This window comes from Pseudomonas sp. LRP2-20 (assembly GCF_024349685.1).
In the GTDB taxonomy this organism is placed as follows: Bacteria; Pseudomonadota; Gammaproteobacteria; order Pseudomonadales; family Pseudomonadaceae; genus Aquipseudomonas.
Window position 1 is genome coordinate 2,724,645 of record NZ_AP025944.1, and the last position, 22,792, is coordinate 2,747,436.

The 22,792-nt window shown below is 64.3% G+C and carries 26 protein-coding genes; 19 read left to right on the forward strand and 7 right to left on the reverse strand.

The genetic code is table 11. The features are described from left to right. Positions 1 to 25: 25 nt before the first annotated feature. A complete protein-coding gene (gene ftrA, locus OCX61_RS12055) occupies positions 26 to 985 on the reverse strand; it encodes a transcriptional regulator FtrA (protein ID WP_261944304.1) in 960 nt (319 codons plus the stop codon). 95 nt (positions 986 to 1,080) lie between these two features. On the opposite strand from ftrA, the gene OCX61_RS12060 reads away from it, so the two are divergent. The 5 genes from OCX61_RS12060 (at position 1,081) to OCX61_RS12080 (ending at position 3,652) form a co-directional block, all read left to right on the forward strand. After that, positions 1,081 to 1,515 (forward strand): rhodanese-like domain-containing protein, encoded by a 435-nt coding sequence (locus OCX61_RS12060; protein ID WP_261944008.1) that lies wholly within the window; start codon positions 1,081 to 1,083, stop codon positions 1,513 to 1,515. Continuing rightward, positions 1,509 to 2,000, forward strand: a complete 492-nt coding sequence (locus OCX61_RS12065; RefSeq protein WP_261944009.1) for a GNAT family N-acetyltransferase — start codon at positions 1,509 to 1,511, stop codon at positions 1,998 to 2,000. The genes OCX61_RS12060 and OCX61_RS12065 overlap by 7 nt, the downstream gene beginning before the upstream one ends. Before the next feature lie 329 nt (positions 2,001 to 2,329). Then, positions 2,330 to 2,629: a chorismate mutase gene (locus OCX61_RS12070; protein ID WP_261944010.1), complete on the forward strand. Its 300-nt coding sequence runs from the start codon at positions 2,330 to 2,332 to the stop codon at positions 2,627 to 2,629. A gap of 361 nt (positions 2,630 to 2,990) precedes the next feature. After that, on the forward strand, positions 2,991 to 3,233 hold the full coding sequence (locus OCX61_RS12075; RefSeq protein WP_261944011.1) for a hypothetical protein: 243 nt from the start codon (positions 2,991 to 2,993) through the stop codon (positions 3,231 to 3,233). A 155-nt stretch (positions 3,234 to 3,388) separates the two neighbouring features. Next, on the forward strand, positions 3,389 to 3,652 hold the full coding sequence (locus OCX61_RS12080) for a DUF3077 domain-containing protein (RefSeq protein ID WP_261944012.1): 264 nt from the start codon (positions 3,389 to 3,391) through the stop codon (positions 3,650 to 3,652). A 60-nt stretch (positions 3,653 to 3,712) separates the two neighbouring features. Here the strand turns inward: OCX61_RS12080 and OCX61_RS12085 are convergent, their stop codons facing one another. Next, positions 3,713 to 3,892, reverse strand: a complete 180-nt coding sequence (locus OCX61_RS12085; RefSeq protein ID WP_261944013.1) for a DUF2986 domain-containing protein — start codon at positions 3,890 to 3,892, stop codon at positions 3,713 to 3,715. A gap of 124 nt (positions 3,893 to 4,016) precedes the next feature. Here OCX61_RS12085 and OCX61_RS12090 point away from each other — a divergent pair, with 124 nt between their 5' ends. Continuing rightward, positions 4,017 to 4,412 (forward strand): tetratricopeptide repeat protein, encoded by a 396-nt coding sequence (locus tag OCX61_RS12090; protein ID WP_261944014.1) that lies wholly within the window; start codon positions 4,017 to 4,019, stop codon positions 4,410 to 4,412. A 102-nt stretch (positions 4,413 to 4,514) separates the two neighbouring features. Continuing rightward, positions 4,515 to 5,705, forward strand: coding sequence for an MFS transporter (locus OCX61_RS12095; RefSeq protein WP_261944015.1), 1,191 nt, complete (start codon positions 4,515 to 4,517; stop codon positions 5,703 to 5,705). On the opposite strand, the gene OCX61_RS12100 is transcribed toward OCX61_RS12095, so the two are convergent. Beyond that, positions 5,702 to 6,643 carry a LysR family transcriptional regulator gene (locus OCX61_RS12100; RefSeq protein WP_261944016.1) on the reverse strand — a complete coding sequence of 314 codons (942 nt, stop codon included), beginning with the start codon at positions 6,641 to 6,643 and terminating at the stop codon, positions 5,702 to 5,704. The genes OCX61_RS12095 and OCX61_RS12100 overlap by 4 nt on opposite strands. Before the next feature lie 302 nt (positions 6,644 to 6,945). On the opposite strand from OCX61_RS12100, the gene OCX61_RS12105 reads away from it, so the two are divergent. The 7 genes from OCX61_RS12105 (at position 6,946) to pcaY (ending at position 16,685) form a co-directional block, all read left to right on the forward strand. After that, positions 6,946 to 7,839 carry a LysR substrate-binding domain-containing protein gene (locus OCX61_RS12105; RefSeq protein ID WP_261944017.1) on the forward strand — a complete coding sequence of 298 codons (894 nt, stop codon included), beginning with the start codon at positions 6,946 to 6,948 and terminating at the stop codon, positions 7,837 to 7,839. A 101-nt stretch (positions 7,840 to 7,940) separates the two neighbouring features. Then, a complete protein-coding gene (locus OCX61_RS12110; RefSeq protein ID WP_261944018.1) occupies positions 7,941 to 8,645 on the forward strand; it encodes an SDR family oxidoreductase in 705 nt (234 codons plus the stop codon). 254 nt (positions 8,646 to 8,899) lie between these two features. Continuing rightward, the gene (gene hflK, locus OCX61_RS12115; protein ID WP_261944019.1) at positions 8,900 to 10,879 is read left to right on the forward strand and encodes a protease modulator HflK; all 1,980 of its coding nucleotides are present in this window, start codon (positions 8,900 to 8,902) and stop codon (positions 10,877 to 10,879) included. Further along, the gene (gene hflC / locus OCX61_RS12120; RefSeq protein WP_261944020.1) at positions 10,876 to 11,886 is read left to right on the forward strand and encodes a protease modulator HflC; all 1,011 of its coding nucleotides are present in this window, start codon (positions 10,876 to 10,878) and stop codon (positions 11,884 to 11,886) included. The genes hflK (OCX61_RS12115) and hflC overlap by 4 nt, the downstream gene beginning before the upstream one ends. Further along, entirely contained in the window at positions 11,873 to 12,913 is a 1,041-nt protein-coding gene (gene hflK / locus OCX61_RS12125) for a protease modulator HflK (RefSeq protein ID WP_261944021.1), read from the forward strand. Before hflC ends, hflK (OCX61_RS12125) begins: the two co-directional genes overlap by 14 nt. Before the next feature lie 37 nt (positions 12,914 to 12,950). After that, positions 12,951 to 14,915: a heavy metal translocating P-type ATPase gene (locus tag OCX61_RS12130; RefSeq protein ID WP_261944022.1), complete on the forward strand. Its 1,965-nt coding sequence runs from the start codon at positions 12,951 to 12,953 to the stop codon at positions 14,913 to 14,915. 144 nt (positions 14,916 to 15,059) lie between these two features. Further along, complete coding sequence (gene pcaY / locus OCX61_RS12135) at positions 15,060 to 16,685, forward strand: methyl-accepting chemotaxis protein PcaY (protein WP_261944023.1); 1,626 nt, start codon at positions 15,060 to 15,062, stop codon at positions 16,683 to 16,685. Positions 16,686 to 16,688: 3 nt separating this feature from the next. Here the strand turns inward: pcaY and OCX61_RS12140 are convergent, their stop codons facing one another. Both OCX61_RS12140 and OCX61_RS12145 read right to left on the reverse strand, forming a co-directional pair. Beyond that, complete coding sequence (locus tag OCX61_RS12140; RefSeq protein WP_261944024.1) at positions 16,689 to 16,985, reverse strand: DUF3144 domain-containing protein; 297 nt, start codon at positions 16,983 to 16,985, stop codon at positions 16,689 to 16,691. Between the two features lie 85 nt (positions 16,986 to 17,070). Then, on the reverse strand, positions 17,071 to 17,922 hold the full coding sequence (locus tag OCX61_RS12145) for a sensor domain-containing diguanylate cyclase (RefSeq protein WP_261944025.1): 852 nt from the start codon (positions 17,920 to 17,922) through the stop codon (positions 17,071 to 17,073). 119 nt (positions 17,923 to 18,041) lie between these two features. Between OCX61_RS12145 and OCX61_RS12150 the strand changes: the two genes are divergently transcribed. The 5 genes from OCX61_RS12150 to OCX61_RS12170 all read left to right on the forward strand — a co-directional run bounded on the left by OCX61_RS12150 (position 18,042) and on the right by OCX61_RS12170 (position 21,795). Then, on the forward strand, positions 18,042 to 18,530 hold the full coding sequence (locus OCX61_RS12150; protein WP_261944026.1) for an isochorismatase family protein: 489 nt from the start codon (positions 18,042 to 18,044) through the stop codon (positions 18,528 to 18,530). Between the two features lie 88 nt (positions 18,531 to 18,618). Continuing rightward, entirely contained in the window at positions 18,619 to 19,383 is a 765-nt protein-coding gene (locus OCX61_RS12155) for a hypothetical protein (protein ID WP_261944027.1), read from the forward strand. Positions 19,384 to 19,589: 206 nt separating this feature from the next. Further along, positions 19,590 to 20,117, forward strand: coding sequence for an HvfA family oxazolone/thioamide-modified RiPP metallophore (locus OCX61_RS12160; protein ID WP_261944028.1), 528 nt, complete (start codon positions 19,590 to 19,592; stop codon positions 20,115 to 20,117). Between the two features lie 63 nt (positions 20,118 to 20,180). Beyond that, positions 20,181 to 21,026, forward strand: coding sequence for an HvfB family MNIO-type RiPP peptide maturase (locus OCX61_RS12165; protein ID WP_261944029.1), 846 nt, complete (start codon positions 20,181 to 20,183; stop codon positions 21,024 to 21,026). After that, on the forward strand, positions 21,019 to 21,795 hold the full coding sequence (locus OCX61_RS12170) for an HvfC family RiPP maturation protein (protein WP_261944030.1): 777 nt from the start codon (positions 21,019 to 21,021) through the stop codon (positions 21,793 to 21,795). Before OCX61_RS12165 ends, OCX61_RS12170 begins: the two co-directional genes overlap by 8 nt. A gap of 11 nt (positions 21,796 to 21,806) precedes the next feature. Here the strand turns inward: OCX61_RS12170 and OCX61_RS12175 are convergent, their stop codons facing one another. Together OCX61_RS12175 and OCX61_RS12180 are read right to left on the reverse strand one after the other, a co-directional pair. Continuing rightward, entirely contained in the window at positions 21,807 to 22,199 is a 393-nt protein-coding gene (locus OCX61_RS12175; protein WP_261944031.1) for a hypothetical protein, read from the reverse strand. 167 nt (positions 22,200 to 22,366) lie between these two features. Then, complete coding sequence (locus OCX61_RS12180; RefSeq protein WP_261944032.1) at positions 22,367 to 22,711, reverse strand: hypothetical protein; 345 nt, start codon at positions 22,709 to 22,711, stop codon at positions 22,367 to 22,369. Positions 22,712 to 22,792: the final 81 nt, after the last annotated feature.

Sequence of the window (22,792 nt, forward strand, 5' to 3'; positions counted from 1 at the left end):
TCATCACGGGGAAGGATTGATTGGGTCAGTGCCTTCCAAATTGCGCACGGTAGGCCATGGGTGCCAGCCCGACGGCCTTGCGAAAGGCTGCACGAAAACTTTCCGCCGAGGCGAACCCGCAACGTCCAGCGATTTGCTCATTGCTCAACGGGCTGCTTTCCAGCAGGTCGCGCGCCAGATTCATGCGAACCTGAAGCAGCCAGGCTTTTGGTGCCATGCCGGTCGCTTCGCTGAACCGTCGCAGGAAGGTGCGTTCGCTCATCAGTGCCTTGGCCGCCATTTGCTTCACCGTCAGAAGGCTATCCACATGACGGGTCGCCCATTCCAGTACCGATGCCAGATCATCGCGAGGCTTCTGGGCAACCGGTGCTGGAATGAACTGCATTTGCCCCCCCGCGCGCTGCGGCGCCATGACCAGGCGCCGCGCAACCGCGTTGGCGACATGGGTGCCAAAGTCCCGGCTCACCAGGTGCAGGCAGGCGTCGATCCCGGCAGCGCTACCTGCCGAGGTAATCAGCTGGCCGCTGTCCACGTACAGCACACCCGGATCCACTTCGATACAGGGGTAGCGTTGCGCGAGTTCATCCGTATACCGCCAATGGGTGGTGGCGCGCTTGCCGTCCAGAAGGCCTGCGGCCGCGAGTACAAATACCCCTGAACAGATCGAGAGCAACCGGGCGCCCCGCTGATGGGCGGCGATCAAGGCGTCCAGCAGCGCTTGTGGCGGGCGTTCATCACGGCTGCGCCAACCGGGGATGATGATGGTCTGGGCATCGATGAGCGACTCCATCCCGAATTCGGCCAGCACCTGCATGCCACCTGCCGCCCGCATCGGCGCGGGGTCGATGGCGACGATGCGATGGCGGTACCAGGCAAACTCGAATTCCGGGCGTGGCAGAGCGAAAATCTCCACGGCAATACCGAATTCGAACGTACACAGCCCGTCATAGGCCAGCACGGCAACCAAACCTGGGTCGTTGAGCATTGGCGGAAAACTACCGGTCACTGTCGAGTGCGCCACTGTAGCGGTATCGGTCGGCTTCCTACAATGGGCGCACTTTCAATCGAGGAGTGATACCCATGCCTAGCGTGGTCAGCGAATACCCTGCCGCAAACCCCTCCGATGCCTCGCTGCACTTCAGGCGGCGCCTGGCATTTGAAACCGACTGTTCGGACGTTCAGCGCAGCCAGCAGTCGGGTGAAGTCGACTATGTACTGGTCGACGTCAGGAGCAGCGAGGCCTTTGCACTTGGGCATGTGCCGGGTGCTATCAACATCCCGAGCCGCATGATCAGCGCACAGCGGATGGCCGAATATGCTTGTCAGACGCTGTTCGTTGTCTATTGCGCTGGCCCTCATTGCAATGGCGTACATCGGGCGGCGGTGCGCTTGGCTGAACTGGGCTATCCAGTCAAGGAAATGATCGGAGGGGTCACCGGTTGGCTCGATGAAGGCTTCTCGCTGGTTGGCGAGAATGTCTCTGCCCTCGGCAACGGCGTTTCCTGCGCATGTTGAGTAGAGAGGGCTGCGTTCGGCCGGCACTGCGCGGGGATGTACCCGCGCTGATTGGGCTCATGCGGGCGTTGGCGGAATTCGAGGGGTACCTCGATGAATTCGCAGTGGATGAAAACGCGCTGCTTGCACGTGCGTTTGGCGAGAGCCCCGAGTGTAATGTTTTTGTCGTCCAGGGCGCAGAAGGTATCGCTGGCTATGCCGTCGGGTTGATTATCCCTTTCACTTATGACTTGCGACCGACCGTAGTGCTCAAGGAACTGTTCGTGGCGCCCAGTGACCGGGGAAAAGGGTTCGGAGCAGCATTGCTGAGCCAGGTTGCTGCCTGGTCGCTGGAGCAGGGAGCGGGGAGGTTGAAGTGGGACGTGTTGGCCGGGAATCACAGCGCTGAAGCGTTCTATCGGCAGCATGGCGGTCGACCAGAGGCGAAATGGATGCCATACCAGATGAGCGAGGTAGGGTTAAAAGTTCTATCCCGCATGGAATAACGGTCTCACGGACGCTTGGAGTCTCAATCCTGCATGGTGCTGGCGACGTACCTGATTTGGGGCTGGTGAGGACTCGGATGTTTTCGCCGTGGGGTATGTAGCGCCAGACACCACGCAAACCTTAGGCATGCGTCGTCCGCTATGGGTCGATGCAGCCATTCGTGTTCTAGAGCCTGTATATCAGTCGCTGGCTAGTGTGGCCGCTTCGCGGTCCATCGCCGTGGTTCGTCGCTACGACAAGCGCGCCTCCCACAGGGTTCGCGCAACTGGCTGTTTTGCCCGACTGCGGATACGATCCATCTCCGTCTCATGAAAAGGAATTCAAGAAAATGGATGTACTTTGCACCTCTCTGGATGAAGTTCGGCAGCGCATCGATGTCATCGACCGGAGCCTGGTTTCACTGCTCGCCCAGCGTGGCAAGCTTGTGACGCAGGCCGCGCGTTTCAAGAAAACCACAGATGACGTGCGCGCGCCTGCGCGGGTCGAGCAAGTCATTGCCAAGGTGCGTGACATGGCCGAGGAGGTGGGTGCTTCGGCAGCGGTTGTGGAACAGGTGTACCGGGCCATGATCTCGGCGTTCATCGCCGAAGAGCTGAACATTCACGCCAAGCTGACCCAAGGGGCCTGAGGTTCGGGGGCATAGTCGAAGGCTGAGTGGTATGCCACGCGGGTGTGTACAAACCGTTTGGAAATGATCAGATTTTTCCCCTTTCTTGTAGTCCATTTCCCAAAGATACTCTTCCCCCGCATTTTCCGTTGCGGCCGCTCTGGCAGGGCTCTAGTCTCGGCGTGTCGCTGCTCATCAGCGACACGGCTTTGACAGGCCGTAACGGTATTATGCATGTGGCTCGCCTGATATGGCGGCTGTACGTGGGGCACGCTTGCGTGCGCCGGAACTTGCATAGTCCGCCGGTCTGTCAACCCATGTACAGCTGCCACCCGAGTGTTTGACAGCATTCGAGGGGGAAGCCCACAAAAGGTACTATGCGATGTTGAAGATTGTCCCCGATCCACCCCACGATATTCATTCCCTTGAAGACACCCTGATCCAGGCCACGGACTACGCCCTGTGCGCGACGACTGTGGTGCATCAGGCATTGCTGCTGCAGCCCAAGTCACCGGCGTCGATCCTGATGATGGCCTCGATGCATGAAATGGAAGCGCTGCGGGCTTTGCTCGAGTCAGCGCTTATCCAGGTGCAGATGCCCGGTGGGCCTCGGACTTTGCACTAAGGCTCAAGTAATTGGCTGACTGGTCTGGCCTCTTCGCGGGCAAGCCCGCTCCCACAGGTACAGCGCAAATCCTGAAGCCTGTGGTGTTTTCTGTGGGAGCGGGCTTGCCCGCGAAAGGGCCCGACCAGGCGATGGAAATTTCAGGGAGATCAACAATGACCACAGACGACACCCAATGCACGGTCGGCAAGACCACCTTCTACCAAGGTGAAAACCAGACCCACCCGCTGTTTCGCATCGAACCCGGCATCCCTTGCCGCGATGCCCGCGAGCAAGCCTCGGAACTGATGGGCTATGTGCGCGAACTGACTATCCTCGGTTTGATGGACGAGAAGCCGATGTTGATCTGGGCTTCGCACTACCTGAGCGCGATGGCCAAGGCCCTGATGGATGATGCCGAGCTTGGCATGGCGCAGTGAGCAGACCAGGCTTCAGGCCGTTGCCAGTGCCCAGGCTCAAGCCGACGCACGGGCAAACGGCTAGGCCGTCGGGCTTGGCTCGGTCGGGTTATCGGTGCCAGCAGCCTTGGCCTCGGTTTCAAGTTTCAGCCGGTCGGCCTTGCTGATGTACTTGGGCTTGTTGCTCTTGGGCGCCAGCTTGGCATTGGCCTTTTTCTGGTGGGCCTTGAGCAACTGTTTGAGTTTCTTCTGGCGGTTCATTGTCCATCTCTGGTGTGCAGCGTAGGTCGCGCATTGTACCTCGGGAACTTCATGCTGCGGGCCTGGTCTGTAGCGTCTCGCCGAATCCGTCTGACGCTTCCTTGTCCTCTTGAGTGCCTCCCCCATGCCGACCCAGCGCCTGCTGTCAGCACTGTTCCTGTTGTTCAGCGCCGTCGCCTGCCAAGGCGTGCAGGCGGGTTCCTACGCGGCACCGGCGCGCAGCAACAAAGCCTCGACCCAGCTGATCGAGGCCGCCTCGCGCCAGTATGAACAGGGCAAGCTGGACCAGGCCGCCGCCACGCTGGAACGTGCGCTGCAGATCCAGCCGGGCAACCCAGCCACGTTGCACTACCTGGGCGTGCTGCGCCTGGAACAGGGGCAGTACGACCAGGCTGAAGTGCTGGCGGTACGCTCCAACCAGCGAGTTGGCAGCAACACTGCGCTGCGCAATCGCAACTATCAGCTAATCGAGGCTGCGCAAAAGGCCCGTGGTTCTGGCTGGGTGCCTGTCTCTCGATGACCGGGACATTGGTGAATTGAATTCCACTGATAAATGACAATTCGCCAATAATTCGGTATTTGGGAATGAATAAACTGGCAGGCCATTAATCGGAGCTTCCCAATGTCTGCCTACGAAACAACCGTACCGGTTGCTTCCACCTCCAAAGGCGCAGGAATCAGTATCGCGATCCTGGCCTTTTCCGCCTTTCTCATCGTCACCACCGAGTTTCTGATCGTCGGTCTGCTCCCCGCGCTGGCCAGGGACTTGGACATTTCGATTGCCGTTGCCGGGCAACTGGTCACGCTGTTCGCCTTCACCGTAATGCTTTTCGGTCCACCCCTGACAGCGGCGCTGTCGCACCTGGAACGGAAAAAACTGTTCATCGCGATCCTGCTGCTGTTCGCCGCAGCCAACGCCGTTGCCGCCGCCTCAAGCAGCTTCTGGGTACTGGCCGTTGCCCGTGTGCTGCCTGCCTTGGCCTTGCCGGTGTTCTGGGGCACAGCCAGTGAGACCGCCGCGCAACTGGCCGGGCCGCAGCGAGCGGGGCAAGCCATTTCAAGGGTTTACCTGGGGATCTCGGCAGCCATGCTGCTGGGCATTCCGCTGGGTACCGTGGCGGCCAGTGCGATCGGCTGGCGCGGGGCGTTCTGGCTGCTCGCCGGGCTTTCATTGATCATGGCGGCGGCCATGTGGGTGTGCATGCCGAGCGTAGCGCGCACGGCCAAGGTGGAATTCCTCAAGCAGGCGCGGATCTTCAAGGAACCCTGTTTCCTGGCCAACGTGCTGCTCTCTGTGCTGGTGTTCAGTGCCATGTTCATTGCCTACACCTACCTGGGCGACATCCTCGAGCGTGCCGCAGGCGTGGCCCCGGCCGATGTTGGTTGGTGGATGATGGGCTTTGGCGCCATTGGCCTGGTCGGTAACTGGATTGGCGGCAGGGTCGTCGACCATTCGCCGATCAACGCCACCGTTGGCTTCCTCGTGCTGCTGGCCTTGGGCATGGCCGCGACGGCTGCGCTGGCCCAGGGCGGCTGGCTGTTCTGTGTTGCGCTCGGGCTGTGGGGCATCGCCAATACCGCGCTTTACCCGATCAGCCAGGTGCGGGTCATGCGTTCGGTCAGCCACGCACAGGCGCTGGCGGGCACCACCAACGTCTCGGCGGCCAATGCCGGCATTGGCGTGGGAGCCATCCTCGGCGGCATGACCCTGTCGAAACTGGGTATCGGCTACCTTGGTTACATGGCCGCTGCCGTAGCGCTGCTCGCGCTGCTGCTGGCGCTGGCCGTTCGCAACCTCGCGCCTGAGCGCTAGGGCCTGCTGCCATCGGCGGGCTGGCTGCCATGGGGTGTCAGCCTTGGCAGCAGGTAGTCCAGCAGTGCGCGCACCTTGGGCTGGTTCTCGCGGCTTTTCAGCCATACCAGGTTCATGGGCAGGCCGTCCGTTGCCAGCTCGGGCAACACCTCGACCAGCGTGCCCTGGTCGAGGTGCCGCTGGGTCAGCCAGGTCGGCAGCTGGCCGATACCATGCCCGGCGAGCACCGCGGCTACCTCGCCCTCGCCATCACCGACGGCGATACGCGCCTGCAGCGTGCGCCGCTCCATCTCCCCCGGCTGGCGGCCCTTGAAGAACCAGGGGCTGACCTGGCCGTCGCCGTGCCCATAGCCGACACAATCATGCTGATCGAGATCACGCGCGCTTTGCGGGGTACCGTGCTGTGCAAGGTAGCTGGGTGCGGCGCAGAAGATCAGGCGTTGCGCACCGAAATACTGGTGGCCCAGGCCGGCTGGCCAGGCATCCGGGCCGCCGATGCGCACGACGATGTCGATGCCTTCGTGTACCGGGTCGATGAAACGGTCGGTAAACGAGATGTGCGGTTGCAGCAGCGGATGCTGGTGAATGAAATCCAGGATCAGCGGCAGCACATGCAACCGGCCGTAGGAGGCCGGCAGGTCTATTCGTACCTTGCCGTGAGGCGCATCGCCCTCGGCGCTGAGCGCATGTTCTACCTGTTCCAGGTCGGCCAGTACCGACGTGCAGGTACGGTAGAAGGTGACACCCGCATCGGTCAGCGCCAGGGTGCGGGTAGTACGGTTGAACAGTCGTGCTCCCAGGCGTTGCTCGAGGCGCGCCACGCTCTTGCTCACCGCAGACCCGGTGAGGTTCAACCGTTCGGCTGCTGCAGTGAAACTGCCCAGGTCTGCGACGGCGACGAACACGTCGAGCCCCTTCAGCCGTTCAGATGAAAACATTCGTTGCTCCTTGTGCACCATTGGAACAGGAATTGCTCGCAATGCTGTAAACCTGACCTGGCAGGGGATTGGCCAATGCTCATGCACGACCACTACTTCATGTACTTCGTTGTCGCGACTGTGCTGGCCGTGGATGGGGTGGCGGTCACCCTGTATTGGCGTTGCAAACCCTGAAACCCAGCCTCGGGGGCAGGATACCCCTAGTCGGGGCCTTTGCGATGGATCGGCGAGCGGCAGCGCTTCCAAACCCACGGTGATGGCGGTAGCCTCGGGAGACCTTGGCCGATAGAAATTCCATTCCCATGCCTGCAGGTTTCCCCGGGTTGCCGTCACTCAATGCGCTGCGAGTATTCGAAGTGGTCGCGCGTCAGCTGAACTTTCGCCTCGCCGCCGAGGAGCTGGGCGTGACCCAGGCCGCTGTCGCCCAGCAGGTGCGCGGGCTGGAAGCCAGCCTGCAGGTGCGCCTGTTCGAGCGCCTGCCGCGGGGCGTTGGCCTGACCGATGCCGGGCGTGGCTATGCGGCGAGCATCCGCAGCGCCCTGGTGATGATCGATGAAGCCACCCGGCTGCTACGCCCGGCGCCGTCCCAGCTCACCGTCAGCGTGACCCCGACCTTTGCGTCGAAATGGCTGATTCCAAGGCTCGGCCACTTCGCCGAGGCCCATCCCGACATCGATCTGCGCCTGCTGGCCAGCGACCGTCTCTCGCACTTCCATACCGATGGCGTCGACATCGCTGTGCGCTACGGGCAACCGCCGTTCGGTGGCGGGCTGAACGTCGAGCTGCTGATGGAGCAACGCATCGTCGCCGTGGCCAGCCCGGCATTGCTGGCTGCAATGGGCAAGCCAGAGAGCTTTGCCGCCTTGCAGGGTTATGTTGCCTTGCACGATGGGCATAACTTCTGGCCGCAGTTCACGGCTGCCTTTTTTCCTGATCATCCGAAGCCGATGTCGAAGACCGTGCGCTTCAACCAGGCATCGCTGGCCATCGACGCCGCCATTGGCGGGCAGGGCATTACCCTCGCCAGCTATGCCTTCGTCAAGGACGACATCGCCGCTGGCAGGCTGCAGCAGGTGTTCCCCGAGCAGCTGCGGCTGGACAAGGCGTTCTACCTGGTGTGGCCACGCAAGGCACAGGAGGCGCCAGCGCTGGGCCTTGTCAGGGCATGGCTCAAAGGTCAGGTAGACGAAAGATAATCTACTGGCTAGACGAACTTTACCTGCCTCTCTCGTTCAGCGGATCGCTGCTAGTGTGATGACACTTGCAACAGCGCAGTTTCATCAACGAAGGAGGCAACATGTCTGTAGAGAAAGTGGCAATCATCACCGCCGGTGGCAGCGGCATGGGCGCGGCCGCGGCACGTCGGCTGGCGGCTGATGGTTACAAGGTCGGCATCCTGTCCTCTTCGGGCAAGGGTGAGGCGCTGGCGGCCGAACTCGGTGGCATCGGCATCACCGGCAGCAACCAGTCGGTCGAAGACCTGCAGCGGCTGGTGGATGCCGTGGTCGAGAAGTGGGGGCGTATCGACGTGCTGGTCAACAGCGCTGGCCACGGCCCGCGCGCGCCAATCCTGGAGATCAGCGACGAGGACTGGCACAAGGGCATGGACACCTACCTGCTCAATGTCATCCGCCCGACACGGCTGGTGACGCCTTACATGCAAAAGCAGAAGGGTGGGGTGATCATCAACATCTCCACCGCCTGGGCGTTCGAGCCTGTTGACCTGTTCCCCACCTCGGCTGTGTTCCGCTCGGGCCTGGCCGCCTTCACCAAGATCTTCGCCGATAACTTCGCCGGCGATAACGTGCGCATCAACAACGTGCTGCCAGGCTGGATCGACAGCCTGCCGGCCACTGAGCAGCGCCGCGACAGCGTACCGCTCAAGCGCTATGGCACCAGTGAAGAGATTGCCGCCACCATCGCCTTCCTCGCCAGCGACGGTGCTGCCTACATCACCGGGCAAAACATCAAGGTCGACGGTGGCGTGACGCGCAGCGTCTGATCAGGTTCTTTGGGGGAGCAATAGGGGTTCGGCACGATGTTTTCAGCGCTTTCGAGATCGAGCGCCGCCCGCGCGGCGCTCGATTTCATAGGCGCTGAAGATCTTGTGACAGGCACCTGAAGGCCCAGATGCCAATTTTACGTTTTGCGACAATTTTTTTACGTTTGTCGTTATAACGTTACGGCGCTCGTCGTCGGTTGCCGTCAGCTCGTTCGGCTCATGACTTGCGAAGCCTGGTATTTCCTGGAGTCCTAATGAGAGTCGATCTAGACACCGAGGCCGCCGACCTCGATGGTTTACCGCGATTTCAGCGTGCAAGGGTTCATGCGCGCCAGTTGATGTTGCTGATGTACCTGGCGTTGGCGGGCGTAGCGCTGCTGGCGGTCATGCAGGGGCTGATCGGGCTGTTCAGCCCTGACTCGCACTGGTTGGTCCTGCTCGCGGTCAATGGCGCCATGCTGTTGCTGCTGGCGGGCGCAGCGCAGTCGGCCTGGCGGGTGGCCAGCTGGCGTGCGACGGCCATGGGCCAGGTGCCTGTCCCGTTGATGTTCTGGCGCGCCGCAGGCGAAACCGTGGAGCCTGAGTCGCTCAGCCGTTTCGATCGCTGGTGCCGGCAGGTCGGCGACGCCTGCCGTCGGCAATGGCACAGGCTGGGCGCAGAAACACCCTGGCTCGTTGGCCTGGCGGGTCTGGCACTGCTGCTGGTGAGAGGGGCTTGGCGCTTTGACCTGCCGACCCCGGCGGTAGCTGGGCAAGTGACCTGGGTTGCCATCGGCCTGCTGGCCGTTGTCGCGTTCAGCCTGGTGGTGCTCGAGCGCCACCTGATGGCTGAAAGCGAGGCGACCTGGCCCGAGGCCGAGGCGCTTGCCGCGACGTTGCGGCTGGTCATTGCCGTGCAGGTGCTGACCATTGCCTGCCTGGTCTGTGTCGACGGTGAGCGGCTCTGGCCGGCCCGCCTGGCGGTGTTGATCGGTGTGCTGCCTGGCCTGGCAGCGCTCGAAATGCTGATACGTGCCGTGCTGGCGATGTTCCGCCCCTCGCGCCCGGGCGAAGAGCCGGCGCTGGTGGCACGCAGCCTGGCGGGTGACTTCCTGCAATGGCCACCGCGGCCATTGGCCGTGCTGCAGGATGAACTGCACCAGCGCCTGGGCATCGACCTGCGTCAGGTATGGGCGTTCGCCTTCATGCGCCGGGCGTTCCTGCCGGTGGCGGCACTGGTGGCGCTGGTCGGTTGGTTGCTGACCGGCATCGTCGAAGTGCCGACCAACAATCGCGGGGTCTACGAACGCTTTGGCAACCCCGTGGCAGTGTATCCCCCGGGCTTGCATGTCGGCTTGCCCTGGCCATTTGGCAAGGTGCTGTGGGTGGACAACAGCATCATCCATGAATTGGCGACCACAACGGCCGAGGGTGTCAGCGAACCCCAGGCGGCTGCCGACGGTGCACCGCCGGCAACGGCCAACCGGCTGTGGGACGCCACTCACCTGAGCGAAAACTCCCAGGTGATCGCCGGTGCCGATGGCGGGCGCCAGGGGTTTCAGATCGTCAACATGGATGTGCGCTTCATCTACCGTATCGGCCTGAGCGACGCGGCCGCCCTGGCGGCGGCCTATCACACGGCTGACGTCGAGCAACTGCTGCGCAGCGTGGCCAACCGCGTGCTGGTCCACGATTTTGCCGTTCGTTCGCTGGATGGTCTGTTGGGGGCCGAACGTGCCGCGCTCGGCCGTGACATCGGCCAAGCGGTGCAGGCCGACCTCGACCGCATGGACACCGGCGTAGAGCTGCTGGCGACCTCGGTGGAGGCGATCCACCCGCCAGCCGGTGCAGCCAATGCCTACCATGCCGTACAGGCGGCGCAGATCACCGCCCAGGCACTGGTCGCCCGTGACCGAGGGCAGGCCGCGCAGAAGCTTGACGAAGCCCGGCAGGGCGCCACGACCTTGACCGACAAGGCCACCGCCGAAGCCCATGAAACGCAGACCAGCGCCGACACCGCCGCCTTGCGCTTCGATGCCGAGCACACCGCCTGGCTGCACGCCGGCCAGGCATTCATCCTCGAACAGTACCTGCAGCGGCTGTCCCAAGGCATGGCGCACGCAAGCAGCCTGATCATCGATCACCGCCTGGCGGCGAACCAGGCGCCGACCCTGGACCTGCGCAGCTATGCAGCGCCCATCGACCCTTCGCAGCAGAAACCCGCATCCGGCCGTACCCAGGAGCGTAACCCGTGAATTCCCATACCGCCCATGGTCATGACCACGACCACGACCACGATCATGACCATGACCATGCCGATACTCATGAGCCAGCCCGTCCCGCCTGGCTGCGTGTCGGGATCGCGTTGCTGCTGGTGCTGATCATGGCCGCGACGGCCTGTTTCGTGCAGGTTCGTGTCGGCGAAGCAACCGTCATCACGCGCTTCGGCAACCCGTCGCGGGTACTGATCGAGCCGGGGCTCAACTGGCGTTGGCCAGTGCCGTTCGAAGCCGCCGTGCCGGTCGATCTGCGCCTGCGCACCACGTCGAGCGGGCTGCAGGATGTCGGCACGCGGGATGGCCTGCGCATCATCGTCCAGGCCTATGTCGCCTGGCAGGTGGGGGCAGATCCGCAGAGCATTCAGTTGTTCATGCGCGCGGTGCAGAACCAGCCCGACGAGGCCGCGCGGCAGATCCGCACCCTGGTGGGCTCGGCCCTGGAAACCACGGCCAGCGGTTTCGAACTGGCTGACCTGGTCAATGTCGATGCCAGCAAGGTGCGCATCGATGGCTTCGAGCAACGCCTGCGCGAGCAGATCGAGCAGCAACTGATCAACAGCTATGGGGTGCACGTCGTGCAAGTGGGCATCGAGCGCCTGACCCTGCCCAAGGTCACCCTTGAAGCCACGGTGGACCGCATGCGTGCCGAACGCGAGACCATCGCGACCGAACGCACTGCCGAAGGCAAGCGCAAGGCGGCCGAGATCCAGTCGGCCGCCGAGCGTGATGCCCGCATCCTGCAGGCCGATGCGAGCGTGAAGGCCGCGCAGATCCAGGCGCAATCGCAGGTGCAGGCGGCGGACATTTACGGCAAGGCCTATGCCAGTGCGCCGCAGCTTTACACCTTGCTGCGTTCGCTCGACACCCTCGGCACGGTCATCAACCCTGGCACGCGACTGGTGTTGCGTACCGACGCGGCGCCGTTCCGCGCCTTGGTCGAGGGGCCGGTGCTGCCTGCGGGGGCTGACCATGGCCAGCACTGAGCAGTTGGCGGCCAGGCTGCCGACGGGGCCCTGGTTGCAATCGGGGCGCATCGGCTTTCTGGCGCTGTATGTGGTGGCGCTGTTGGCGGCAGTGGGCTGGCTGTTCGGCAACGTGCGTCAGGTCGGGCCGGAAAACCGTGCGGTGGTCCTGCGCCTGGGTGCCGAGCAGCGCATCCAGAACGCAGGCTTGCTGCTGGCCTGGCCTGAGCCGTTCGAGCAGGTGGTGATGTTGCCTTCGGCAGCGCGGGTGACCGAACGCCGGGTCGAGTTGTTGCTGCGCTCGGAGCTTGCGCAGAAATCAGACAAGGACGGCACGCTGGCCAGCGATGCCACGGCAGGCTCTGGCTATCTGCTGACCGGCGATGCCGGGGCCGTGCAGCTGGACGTGCGGGTGTTCTATACGGTGAGTGACCCTTACGCCTACGCGCGCCAGGGGCAGCATGTGCAGCCGGCGCTGGATCGCCTGGTGGAGCGTAACGCCGTGCAGATCTGCGCCTCGCGCGACATGGACGCCATCCTGGTCGCGCGACCGGAACTGGTCGGCGGCGACGCCCGTCTGGCCGATCAGCGCGAGCGCCTGCGCGGTGACCTGCAGCAGGGCATCAATGGCAGCCTGGCGCGGTTGCGTGAGGCGGGTGCCAGCCTGGGCATCGAGGTGGTGCGGGTCGACATCCAGTCGTCGTTGCCATGGTCGGCCGTCAGCGCCTTCAACGCAGTGCTCACCGCCAGCCAGCAGGCCGAACAGGCCGTGGCCAAGGCCCGTAATGAGGCTGCTCGGCAACTGCAGCAGGCCACCCAGGCCGCCGACCGCACCGTGCAGGTAGCTGAGGCTGAAGCCAGCGAACGGCTGTCCCGTGCCCAGGCCGCTACCGCGACGATCGTTGGCTTGAGCCAGCAGCAGGATCCGCAGTTGCTGCTGCGCCTGTACCGCGAGCGGGTGCCGGCGATACTGGCGCGGGCCGGGGCGGTCACCACCGTCAACAAAGATGACGCCGGGCGCATGATCCTGCAGGGCCCCGCGCAATGAGTACCACGCCTTATTCCCCTTTCTGGAGCTGCTCGCGATGAGTACTCACGCTTGTCATGGTCACGGGCATCATCACCATGCCCATACCCACCTCACCTCCGGCCTGCTGTCGCAGGCCGAGCAGCGCACTGCCGCGCGCCAACTGAGCCTGGCGATGCTGGCCCTGGGCCTGCTGGGGCTGGGGCTGGTCTGGCGCTGGCTGGCGCCCACGCAAGAGGGCGTCAGCCAGCTGCTGCTGGGCGGCGCTTCGTTGCTGGTGGCCGTCCCGGTGCTGCGCTCGGCCTGGTACAGCCTGCTGCATCCCAGCCTGCATGGCCTCACCGATCAGCTGATCGCCCTGGCCATGTTGGGTGCCTGGGCAACCGGCGACCTGGCCACCGCGGCACTGCTGCCGATCATCATGATCTTCGGCCACATGCTCGAAGAACGCAGCGTGCTGGGTTCGCAAGAAGCCATTGCCGCGCTGGGGCAATTGACCCGCAGCCATGCGCGGCTGATCGATGCCGATGGCCAGGTGCGCGAGGTCGATAACGCCAGCCTCAAGCCAGGCGACCAGGTCGAGGTGCGCGCCGGTGACCGTGTGCCGGCCGACGGCCGTGTCCTGCAGGGGCAGGCCAGCCTCGATACCGCGCCCATCACCGGCGAGGCGGTGCCGCTGGAAGTGGTCAGTGGCATGGATATCCATGGTGGCTCGATCAACCTCGACGGTTTGCTGCGGGTAGAGGTTACCCGGGTGGGCGATGACTCGACCTTGGGCAAGGTCATCGCCCTGATGCAGCGCGCCGAGCAAGCCAAGCCGCCCATCACCCGGCTGCTCGAACGCCACGCAGGGCGCTACCTGGTACTGGTCTTGCTGATTGCCGCAGTGACCTGGTTCGTCACCCGCGATGCCCAGGCCATGCTGGCCGTGCTGGTGGCGGCCTGCCCGTGCGCGCTGGTGCTGTCGGCGCCGGCGACGGCGGTGGCGGGGATTGCCGTGGCTGCCCGGCACGGCATCCTGATTCGTGGTTCGGCGTTTCTTGAGGAACTGGCCGACCTGTCGTCGCTGGTGATCGACAAGACCGGCACGCTGACTTACGGCGACCTGCGCCTGCGCAGCGTGGTCGGCACCGCGGCGGCAATGCCCCAGGCCGATATCGTCAACCTCGCGGCCAGCCTCGGCGCCGCCAGCAGCCATCCGGTCAGCCGGGCCCTCGCGGCGCTGGTGCCGCATGAGCAACACCTGGCGCTGCTGGACATTCACGAGCGCCAGGGCTTTGGCGTGGTCGCGCACACCGCCGAGGGTGAAGCAGCCCTGGGGCGCCCGGAGCTGTTCCGCCAGTTAGGCATGCAGGTGCCGCCAGTGCCCGAGCATGACGGCCCGATTGCCGGCCTGGCGCTGAACGGGCAATTCCTCGCCTGGCTGCTGCTGGCCGACAACGTGCGTGCAGAGTCGGCAGAGGCCATGCAGCAGCTGCGCGAGCTTGGCCTGCAGCGTCAGTTGCTGTTGACCGGTGACCGCAGCCGTGTCGCCGAAGCCATTGCCGCACAGGTCGGCATGACCCGCGTGGTGGCTGAAGCCCTGCCGGAAGACAAGATGCACCACGTCAACCAGGAGCTGCAGCTGGGTTTCCGCCCGTTGGTGGTGGGTGACGGCATCAACGACTCACTGGCCCTGAAGGCCGGCGTAGTGGGGGTGGCCATGGGCGCCAACGGTGCCGACATCGCACTGGCCGCAGCGGATATCGTGCTGATCAACGGCGACCTGCGGCGCCTGGCCACCTGCATTCGCCTCAGCCGCCAGTGCCGACGCACACTCCAGGTCAATGTGCTGATTGGCCTGGGCTGGACCTTGGCGATCGTCGTCGCAGCCGCCTTCGGCCTGCTGGGCGCGGCGGGCGCCATGGTCGCCGCGCTGCTGCACAACCTCAGCACGCTGTGGGTGCTGACCAATGCCGGGCGCCTGTTGCGTTATGACGAGCGGCTAGGGCAGAGCAATGCGGCACCGGCGTTGCAGCCCTGAGTCGCAAGCAACATCCGTTCGATTACCGAACACAAGTCGCCTTTGCGCCCTCAAGCCTGCAACGGCAACTCCGATAGCTGCTCAGCCACCGTCGAAACCTCGACCACAGGTGGCGCCAACACGCACGAGAGGAGCTCTGCCCGCATGTTTGCCGACCTGAAGATACGTACCGGAATGTTCTGGGTGCTGTTGTTGTTCAGCCTGACCTTGCTGTTTTCCACCATCAGTGCCTGGCGGGCAGCACTGGGCAGCGACGAGCAGATCAGCGAACTGGACCAGACCGCACACCAGTCCGACCGGCTGAACAACGCACTGCTGATGGCGATCCGTTCCAGTGCCAACGTGTCTTCGGGTTTCATCGAGCAGCTTGGCGGCCATGACGAGAGCGCGAACAAGCGCATGGCGATGTCTGTCGAGCTCAACGACAAGAGCCAGAAGCTGGTCGATGAATTTGTCGAGAACGTGCAGGAGCCTGGCTTGCATGCGGTGGCCCAAGCGCTGCAAGCCACCTTCGGCGAGTATGCCAAGGCGGTGCAAGGGCAGCGCGAAGCCACGCGCCAACGCTCGCTGGAGCAGTACTTCAAGGTCAACATCGACGCTGGCAACGCCATGGGCCAGCTGCAGGCGCTGCGCCAGCAACTGGTTGCTGCCTTGAGCGAGCGCAGCCAGCAGATCATGCTGGAATCCGACCGCCGCCTGGAGCGCGCACAACTGCTGAGCCTGGCACTGCTGACGGTGACCGTGCTGCTCGCTGGCCTTTGCTGGGCGTTCATCGCGCAACGTGTGCTGCACCCGCTGCGCGAGGCCGGCCGGCACTTTCAGCGGATTGCCGGTGGCGACTTGAGCGTGCCGGTCGAGGTGCATCGGCGCAACGAGATCGGCCAGCTGTTCCATGAGCTGCAGCGCATGCAGCAGAGCCAGCGCGATACCTTGGGCAAGATCAGTGACTGCACCCGGCAACTTGCCGACGCGGCGGGCGCACTGAATACGGTTACCGAAGAAAGCGCCAGCAACTTGCGCCAGCAGGGCCAGGAACTGGAGCAGGCGGCTACCGCCGTCACCGAGATGACCACGGCGGTGGAGGAGGTGGCGCGCAATGCCGTCAGCACCTCCCAGGCCACCCAAGAATCCAATCAGCTGGCGGAAAAGAGCCGTCGGCAAGTCAGCGACAACATCGATGGCACACAGGCCATGACCCAAGAGATCCAGGCCAGCAGCGCCCACCTGGAGCAGTTGGTCGGCCAGGTCCGGGATATCGGCAAGGTGCTGGAGGTGATCCGTTCGGTGTCCGAGCAGACCAACCTGCTGGCGCTCAACGCCGCCATCGAGGCGGCGCGCGCCGGCGATGCCGGGCGCGGCTTTGCCGTGGTGGCCGATGAAGTGCGCACGCTCGCGTACCGGACCCAGGCCTCGACCCAGGAAATCGAGCAGATGATCGGCCGTGTGCAGCAGGGCACTGAAGCGGCGGTTGCCTCGATGCAGGCCAGCACCAGCCGCGCCCAGTCGACCCTCGACGTCACCCTGGCCTCGGGCCAGGTGCTGGAAGGTATCTACAGCGCCATCGGCGAGATCAACGAGCGCAACCTGGTGATCGCCAGCGCAGCTGAAGAACAGGCGCAGGTGGCGCGCGAGGTGGACCGCAACCTGCTGAACATCCGTGAGCTGTCGAGCTATTCGGCGGCGGGGGCGCAGCAAACCAGCGAGGCCAGCCAGGCGTTGTCCGGGCTGGTCGGGGAGATGACGGCGCTGGTGGGGCGGTTCAGGGTCTGAGGCTCAGCTTTCCTTGCCCAGCACGTAGCGGTCGAATTGCTCGATGTATTCGTCGACGTTGTCCTCCAGCATCATCCGGTACTGTTCGCTGAAGTACTTCAGGATTTCTTCGCGCGCGGCGGCCATTTCGGCGCCCGACTTGAAGTTGCGGGCGCTGAGCCAGGCACTGAAGCGGCTGGCGGCAAAGGTCATCGAGGCGCTGACCTTGCCGATGTCGGCGAGTGTATCGAGCTGTTGGTTGGCCAGGTCGATATGCGCATCGGCGCGGTCGTAGAATGCCTGGTCGGTGGCTTGGGTCATGGCGGGGTACCTGTGTGGGCCTGTGGTGCGGGGCGCAAAGCATGCCACAGCGGGTACCTCAGCGGCAGCCATTACCGGCGGTGGCTTATCCGGCCACGGAGCGGCGCCGCTTCTTGCGGTACATGTCATCGTCGGCGCAGTTGAGCAGTGTGTCGATGTCTGCGCCGTCGGCCGGGTAGCAGGCCACGCCGATGCTGCAGGACGGCATGGGCAGCGCACGCTGCGCGCTGGCCAGTGGCGCGGCCATGGCGGCGAGGATCTGGGCCATCTTTTCGGCAACCGCGCCTGCCGAGTTCAATTCGGTCAGTAGCACGGTGAACTCGTCGCCGCCGATGCGCGCCACTGTGTCCTGCTGGCCGACACAACCCTCAAGGCGCCTTGCCACGGCGCACAGCACCTGGTCACCGATGGCATGCCCGTGCACATCGTTGATGCCCTTGAAGTCATTGATATCGAGAAACAGCAAGGCAAACGGCCGCCCGTGGCGCAGGGCGCTGGCCAGCCGCTCGTTGAACAGCGAGCGGTTGCACAGCCGGGTCAGCGGGTCATGATGGGCCAGGAAGCGCAACTCCTGCTCGGCCTGGGTGAGCGCCGTGACGTTGCGCGCCACGCCGATGCGCGCGCCGACTTCTTCGGACCAGAAGGCCGACCAGAGGATGTGCACCACGCCACCGTCCTTGCGCAGGTAGCGGTTGCGGAAGTCACAGTGCGGCTGGCCGTTCATCACCCGGATGATCGAGGCCCGGGTGGTTTCCAGGTCTTCGGGGTGCATATAGTGAGTGATCGGGGTGCCGATCAGCTCGTCGGCGCGATAACCGAGCAACGCCTCGCAGGCATTGCTGACGAACACGATGGTGTTGTCCCGGTCGACCACGAACACGGTGTCCAGCATCAGCTGGATCAGCTTGGGGTAAAGTGCTTGCAGGTCAACGGGCATAGGGGCGTCCGGTGCATCGGGCTCGGGCGTGGCCAGCATACACAGTGCCGGGCAGGTTCCACCAGCGGCCTGTGAAGCAGATATACTCCGCGGCCGTTTTGAGCATTCAGGAGTCGTTAATGCAGCAGGTTCTGCTCATCGTTGATGTCCAGTCCACCTTCAGCCCCCCCGAGTGGCTGGTGGACGGGATTCGTCTGTTGTCAGCGAGGATTCCGTCGATCGCCTCGGTCGAGTTGCACGATGAGCAGGTGACGCCGTTCCAGCGCCAGCTCGGCTGGCACCCGGCCGCCGAAGACGAGTGCCTGGTCGAAGTGGACCAGGTGTTCATCAAGCATGGCTATGGCCAGACCGCCGAGACCCTCGCCCACATCAGGCAACTGGGCGTGGAGCGCGTGCTGGTGTGCGGCATGCAGACCGAAACCTGCGTGCTGGCAGCAGGCTTTGCGCTGTTCGATGCCGGGCTGTGCCCGACGCTGGTGACCGACCTGACCGTCGGCTCATCGCTGGATCGCTCGGGCAAGTTGGGTATCGACCTCTGGAAGCATCACTTCGGCAACGTGACCACGCGGGCCGAGGTGATGGCCGAGATCGCGCAGTCGGGCCGCTGAGAAAACCGCGAAAAGCCAGTGCGCATCGTTTAGCATGGGGGCGCCGATGCACCTGGCCTCCCTTCTTATCGAAACGCGCTAGCTCCCCATGACTGCCTTCTACCTCAAGTTTCTCATCACCCCCACGCTCATGCTGGCCATCTCGCTGGCAGCCAAGCGCTGGGGTACGCAAATCGGCGGCCTGCTCTCCGGGCTGCCGGTCACATCAGCCTTGGTCGTGCTGTTTCTCAGCCTCGAACAGGGCCCGGGCTTTGCCCTGCAGGCAGTGCCTGGGGCATTGGCCGGCCTGGCGGCGGTCCAGGCAACCTACTTGTTCTACTACCTGGTGACGCGGCGGATCGGCGCCTTGCCTGGCTGCATCGCCGCGCTGGCGGTGTATGCCGCCACGGCGGCACTGATGAGCCATCTGGGCTGGCTGGCGTTGTCGGTGGTGGTGACGCTGGCGCTGCTGAGCCTGATCATCGTCGTCACCTCGCAACCGGCACCCAGCGGCAACGCCAAGGTGGTGCAACTGCCGCGCTGGGTGATCCCGATGCGCATGCTCACGGCCACTGCGCTGCTGGTGGCGATCACCGCCAGCGCCGAGTGGCTGGGGCCGGTGGCCAGCGGCCTGCTGGCGCCGATCCCGGTGATTGCCTGGCCGCTGGCGGTGTTCGCCCATGTTCAGGGTGGGCACCATGAGCTGGGCGCAATCGTGCGCGGCAATGCCATTGGCGGCGTAGGCGTGTTGGGTTTCTATCTGACGGTGAACAGCTTCATCGAGCAGTGGGGCAGCGTGCCGGCCATTGCCGGTGCCGTGGTACTGGCCGTGGTCGCCACTTTCGCCCTGGCCAGGTTGCTGGGCCGCCGCTGACATCTGCACGCCAGGCAGGCGCGTGTATCGCTTTGTATCAATGCGCCTGCCACCGCTACTCGCTTACAAATCCTTCGCTCTCCTGATACGCCCGGGATACATGCCTGGGGCCAAATGAGCCAGCCCGAACGAACACGCCCTACGGCCTGCGTTCCCTGGCTCTTTCGCCCATGTGACATCACCGTATGACTATCAGGAGAAACACCATGTCCCGTATCCAGTTCCCCAACAAGACCCGTCTCGGCCTGCTCGGCATCGCCCTGGTGGGCGGGATCAACCTGGCTTCCTCGGCCTTTGCCGTCGAAGCACTGCCACAAGGCTACCAACTGGCGGCTGCGGAAAAGGCCGGGGAAGGCAAATGTGGTGAAGGCAAGTGCGGCGCCAGCGGCGCCAAGGCCAAAGTCACCCAGGCCGAAGGCAAGTGCGGCGAGGGCAAGTGCGGCGCCAGCGGTGCCAAGGCCAAGGCCACCCAGGCCGAAGGTAAATGCGGTGAAGGCAAGTGTGGCGACGCTTCGTTCGCCCGTACCGACGCCGACCATGACGGGCGGGTGTCCCGCGCCGAACTGCTGGCGGTCGCCCCGGGCGCCGGCGCCGAGTTCGATGCGATCGACGCCAACCACGACGGCTACCTTTCCGAGGCCGAGGTCTACCAGTTCCGCAAGCACCAGTTCGACGCCAACGGCAATCCATTCCCGACAGACCTGTACAGCAAGCTGAGCCAGGCGAAGAACTGACCCACGGTGGCATCCTCCCCTGGCGCGGGCCGGGGAGGGCGCTGCACCACAAGGAGCATGCCGATGACCCCTTCTTCTTCCCTGCAGGGCGCGGGCTTGGGCTTGCGCCGCGCGCTGTTGCCTGAACTGCTGAACATGGACGCCAGCGCCGTGGACTTTCTCGAATGCGCCCCGGACAACTGGATCGGTGTGGGTGGCGCCTTCGGCGAAGGCCTGGCGCAACTGGCCGAGCGCTATCCACTGGCCTGCCATGGCCTGTCGCTGTCGCTGGGTGGCCCGGCACCGCTGGACCATGGCTTCCTGCGCCAGATCCGCGCATTTCTCGACCGTCATCAGGTACCGCTGTTCAGTGAGCACCTGAGCTACTGCGCCGATGACGGCCATCTGTACGACCTTGTTCCGCTGCCTTTCACCGACGAAGCCGTGCGCCATACTGCCCGGCGGATTGCCGAGGCCCAGGATGCCCTTGGCCGGCGCATTGCGGTGGAGAACATCTCGTATTACGCCGCGCCGTATCAGGCGATGAGCGAGATCGAGTTTCTTCAGGCGGTGTTGAGCGAGGCTGACTGCGACCTGCTGCTGGACATCAACAACATCGTGGTCAATGCCTGCAACCATCGCTACGACGCCGCGCAATTCCTGGCCCAGGTGCCGGCCGAGCGGGTGGTCTGCTTGCATGTTGCCGGGCACTACGACGAAGCGCCAGACTTGAAGATCGATACCCACGGCGCCAGCGTCAAGGCCGATGTCTGGGGCCTGCTGGCCAGCGCCTACCAGCACCTGGGGCCGGTGCCGACCTTGCTCGAGCGCGACTTCAACCTGCCACCGCTGGCCGAACTGCTGACCGAGGTGGAGCACATCCGCAGCCTGCAACCCACGGCGCAGGCCCAGGCGGTGCGCCATGGCTGAGTCGCTGCGCGAACAACAACTGCGCATGGCCGGCCATATCCGCGATCCGCTGGCCAATCCACCGCCACCTGGCATCGACGCGCGGCGCCTGGCGGTGTACCGGCAACTGTTCTTCGGTAACCTGCAGTCGCTGCTGGCCGGCAGCTTCCCGGTGCTGCATGCCAGCCTGGCCGCCGAGCACTGGCAGGGGTTGAGCGAAGATTTCTATGCCAACCATCGCTGCCAGACGCCGCTGTTCACCGAAGTGGGCGGCGAATGGGTCGAGTACCTGCAGGGGCGAACCGATCAGCCCGGCTGGATCGCCGAACTTGCCCATTACGAATGGATCGAGACCGCATTGCTGCTGAGCGATGCCGACCAACCTGAGCATGACCCTGAAGGTGATCTGCTCGATGGCGTCCCTGTGCTGTCCAGCCTCGCCGTGCCGTTGGCCTATGCCTGGCCGGTCAGCCATATCGGGCCGGAGCATCTGGCGGATGAGGCACCCGCCGAGCCGACCTTGCTGTTGGCCCACCGAGGTGCAGGCCACCAGGTGACCTTTTCGCGCCTTGCGCCGCTGGCCTATGCCCTGTTGGTGGCGTTGCAGGACCAGCCGCTGAGCGGGCGCGAGCACCTGGCGGCGCTGGCCGAGGCTGCCGGCGTCGCACCCAGCGCCATCGAGGCCCAGGGCCTTGCGCTGTTGCTCAGCCTCAAAGCCCAGGGCGTGGTGCTCGGCACCCGCTGCGACCAGGCCGGCTTCGGCCTGTTGGTCATGTGCGATCGGTTGTGACGGCCAGGGCCTCAACGGCGATAGTAGCGGCGGTCATCGTAATGGTGGGCGCGGTCGTGATCGTGACGGCGCTCCCACTCGTGACGGCGCTCGGCTTCGCGGCGGGCCTGCTCGCGGCGCCACTGGGCCCGGCGCCATTCCTCACGGCGGCGGTCTTCGCTGTGGTAATGCCAGCGGCCATCGCGCCAGTAGCGGTCGTCATGGGCTAGCATCGTGGCGGGTTGTGGATTGGTCACGCTGGCCAGGCTCGGCCATGGGTTTTCGGCTGCGCGTGCTGGTGCCTGGGCCGCTGTTTCATGGGCCAGTGCAGGGTTCGAGTGGTGCATCGTATTCGCCTGCGCCGAGCCGATGGCGGCGAGGGCAAACAGGCTGGTAAGCAGCAGTCTCGGGAGTTTGATGTTCATGTGCCAGGACAACCCCAGGTTGACATAGGGACATGCACCGGTGCGGCACTTCCGGCTCGCGCCCGGTGCACGCGTGTGCATGTCCCAATAGACAAGTTAATGGGGAAAAGTTCTGATCAGTCAGCGGTTTAGTCATTTACACAAGGTCGATGGACGGTCACTTGCAGTCAAAAGCTGTGCTCGCGCAACCAGACCAGCGGGCGTTTCGGGTCGTCGCTGCCCATACGTGCGAAGGCTTCCGACTCGAGCATGGCTTTGGCTTGGGTGCCCAGCGCCAGCAACCGTTCGGCGAAGCCCGGGTCGATGTTGCCGCTGTCTTCCAGCGACACACCGCTCTGGTTGTGCTGGATGGCCAGGTGGTAAAGGCTGGGCGCGTTACCACTGGCGGCGAGAATGACGGTGTAGCGCGGGCCGAGCAGTGCAGCCAGGCGCCGTTGCACCAGGTCGAGCAGCGAGGTGCGAACGTCATCGTGCAATGCCGAGGCCAGGGCGGTGGGGGCGAAGGGAGGCATGGGGTTACCTGCAAGGCATGTTCATATAGATCTCAGCTTAGGCAAGGTGACTGTCAACTTGGGTTAAGCGAGGGTAAAAAC

Coding starts and splice junctions, on each gene's coding strand:
- ftrA (WP_261944304.1), bottom strand. CDS start 985: ATGCTCAACGACCCAGGTTTGGTTGCCGTGCTGGCCTATGACGGGCTG.
- OCX61_RS12060 (WP_261944008.1), top strand. CDS start 1,081: ATGCCTAGCGTGGTCAGCGAATACCCTGCCGCAAACCCCTCCGATGCC.
- OCX61_RS12065 (WP_261944009.1), top strand. CDS start 1,509: ATGTTGAGTAGAGAGGGCTGCGTTCGGCCGGCACTGCGCGGGGATGTA.
- OCX61_RS12070 (WP_261944010.1), top strand. CDS start 2,330: ATGGATGTACTTTGCACCTCTCTGGATGAAGTTCGGCAGCGCATCGAT.
- OCX61_RS12075 (WP_261944011.1), top strand. CDS start 2,991: ATGTTGAAGATTGTCCCCGATCCACCCCACGATATTCATTCCCTTGAA.
- OCX61_RS12080 (WP_261944012.1), top strand. CDS start 3,389: ATGACCACAGACGACACCCAATGCACGGTCGGCAAGACCACCTTCTAC.
- OCX61_RS12085 (WP_261944013.1), bottom strand. CDS start 3,892: ATGAACCGCCAGAAGAAACTCAAACAGTTGCTCAAGGCCCACCAGAAA.
- OCX61_RS12090 (WP_261944014.1), top strand. CDS start 4,017: ATGCCGACCCAGCGCCTGCTGTCAGCACTGTTCCTGTTGTTCAGCGCC.
- OCX61_RS12095 (WP_261944015.1), top strand. CDS start 4,515: ATGTCTGCCTACGAAACAACCGTACCGGTTGCTTCCACCTCCAAAGGC.
- OCX61_RS12100 (WP_261944016.1), bottom strand. CDS start 6,643: ATGTTTTCATCTGAACGGCTGAAGGGGCTCGACGTGTTCGTCGCCGTC.
- OCX61_RS12105 (WP_261944017.1), top strand. CDS start 6,946: ATGCCTGCAGGTTTCCCCGGGTTGCCGTCACTCAATGCGCTGCGAGTA.
- OCX61_RS12110 (WP_261944018.1), top strand. CDS start 7,941: ATGTCTGTAGAGAAAGTGGCAATCATCACCGCCGGTGGCAGCGGCATG.
- hflK (WP_261944019.1), top strand. CDS start 8,900: ATGAGAGTCGATCTAGACACCGAGGCCGCCGACCTCGATGGTTTACCG.
- hflK (WP_261944021.1), top strand. CDS start 11,873: ATGGCCAGCACTGAGCAGTTGGCGGCCAGGCTGCCGACGGGGCCCTGG.
- OCX61_RS12130 (WP_261944022.1), top strand. CDS start 12,951: ATGAGTACTCACGCTTGTCATGGTCACGGGCATCATCACCATGCCCAT.
- pcaY (WP_261944023.1), top strand. CDS start 15,060: ATGTTTGCCGACCTGAAGATACGTACCGGAATGTTCTGGGTGCTGTTG.
- OCX61_RS12140 (WP_261944024.1), bottom strand. CDS start 16,985: ATGACCCAAGCCACCGACCAGGCATTCTACGACCGCGCCGATGCGCAT.
- OCX61_RS12145 (WP_261944025.1), bottom strand. CDS start 17,922: ATGCCCGTTGACCTGCAAGCACTTTACCCCAAGCTGATCCAGCTGATG.
- OCX61_RS12150 (WP_261944026.1), top strand. CDS start 18,042: ATGCAGCAGGTTCTGCTCATCGTTGATGTCCAGTCCACCTTCAGCCCC.
- OCX61_RS12155 (WP_261944027.1), top strand. CDS start 18,619: ATGACTGCCTTCTACCTCAAGTTTCTCATCACCCCCACGCTCATGCTG.
- OCX61_RS12160 (WP_261944028.1), top strand. CDS start 19,590: ATGTCCCGTATCCAGTTCCCCAACAAGACCCGTCTCGGCCTGCTCGGC.
- OCX61_RS12165 (WP_261944029.1), top strand. CDS start 20,181: ATGACCCCTTCTTCTTCCCTGCAGGGCGCGGGCTTGGGCTTGCGCCGC.
- OCX61_RS12170 (WP_261944030.1), top strand. CDS start 21,019: ATGGCTGAGTCGCTGCGCGAACAACAACTGCGCATGGCCGGCCATATC.
- OCX61_RS12175 (WP_261944031.1), bottom strand. CDS start 22,199: ATGAACATCAAACTCCCGAGACTGCTGCTTACCAGCCTGTTTGCCCTC.
- OCX61_RS12180 (WP_261944032.1), bottom strand. CDS start 22,711: ATGCCTCCCTTCGCCCCCACCGCCCTGGCCTCGGCATTGCACGATGAC.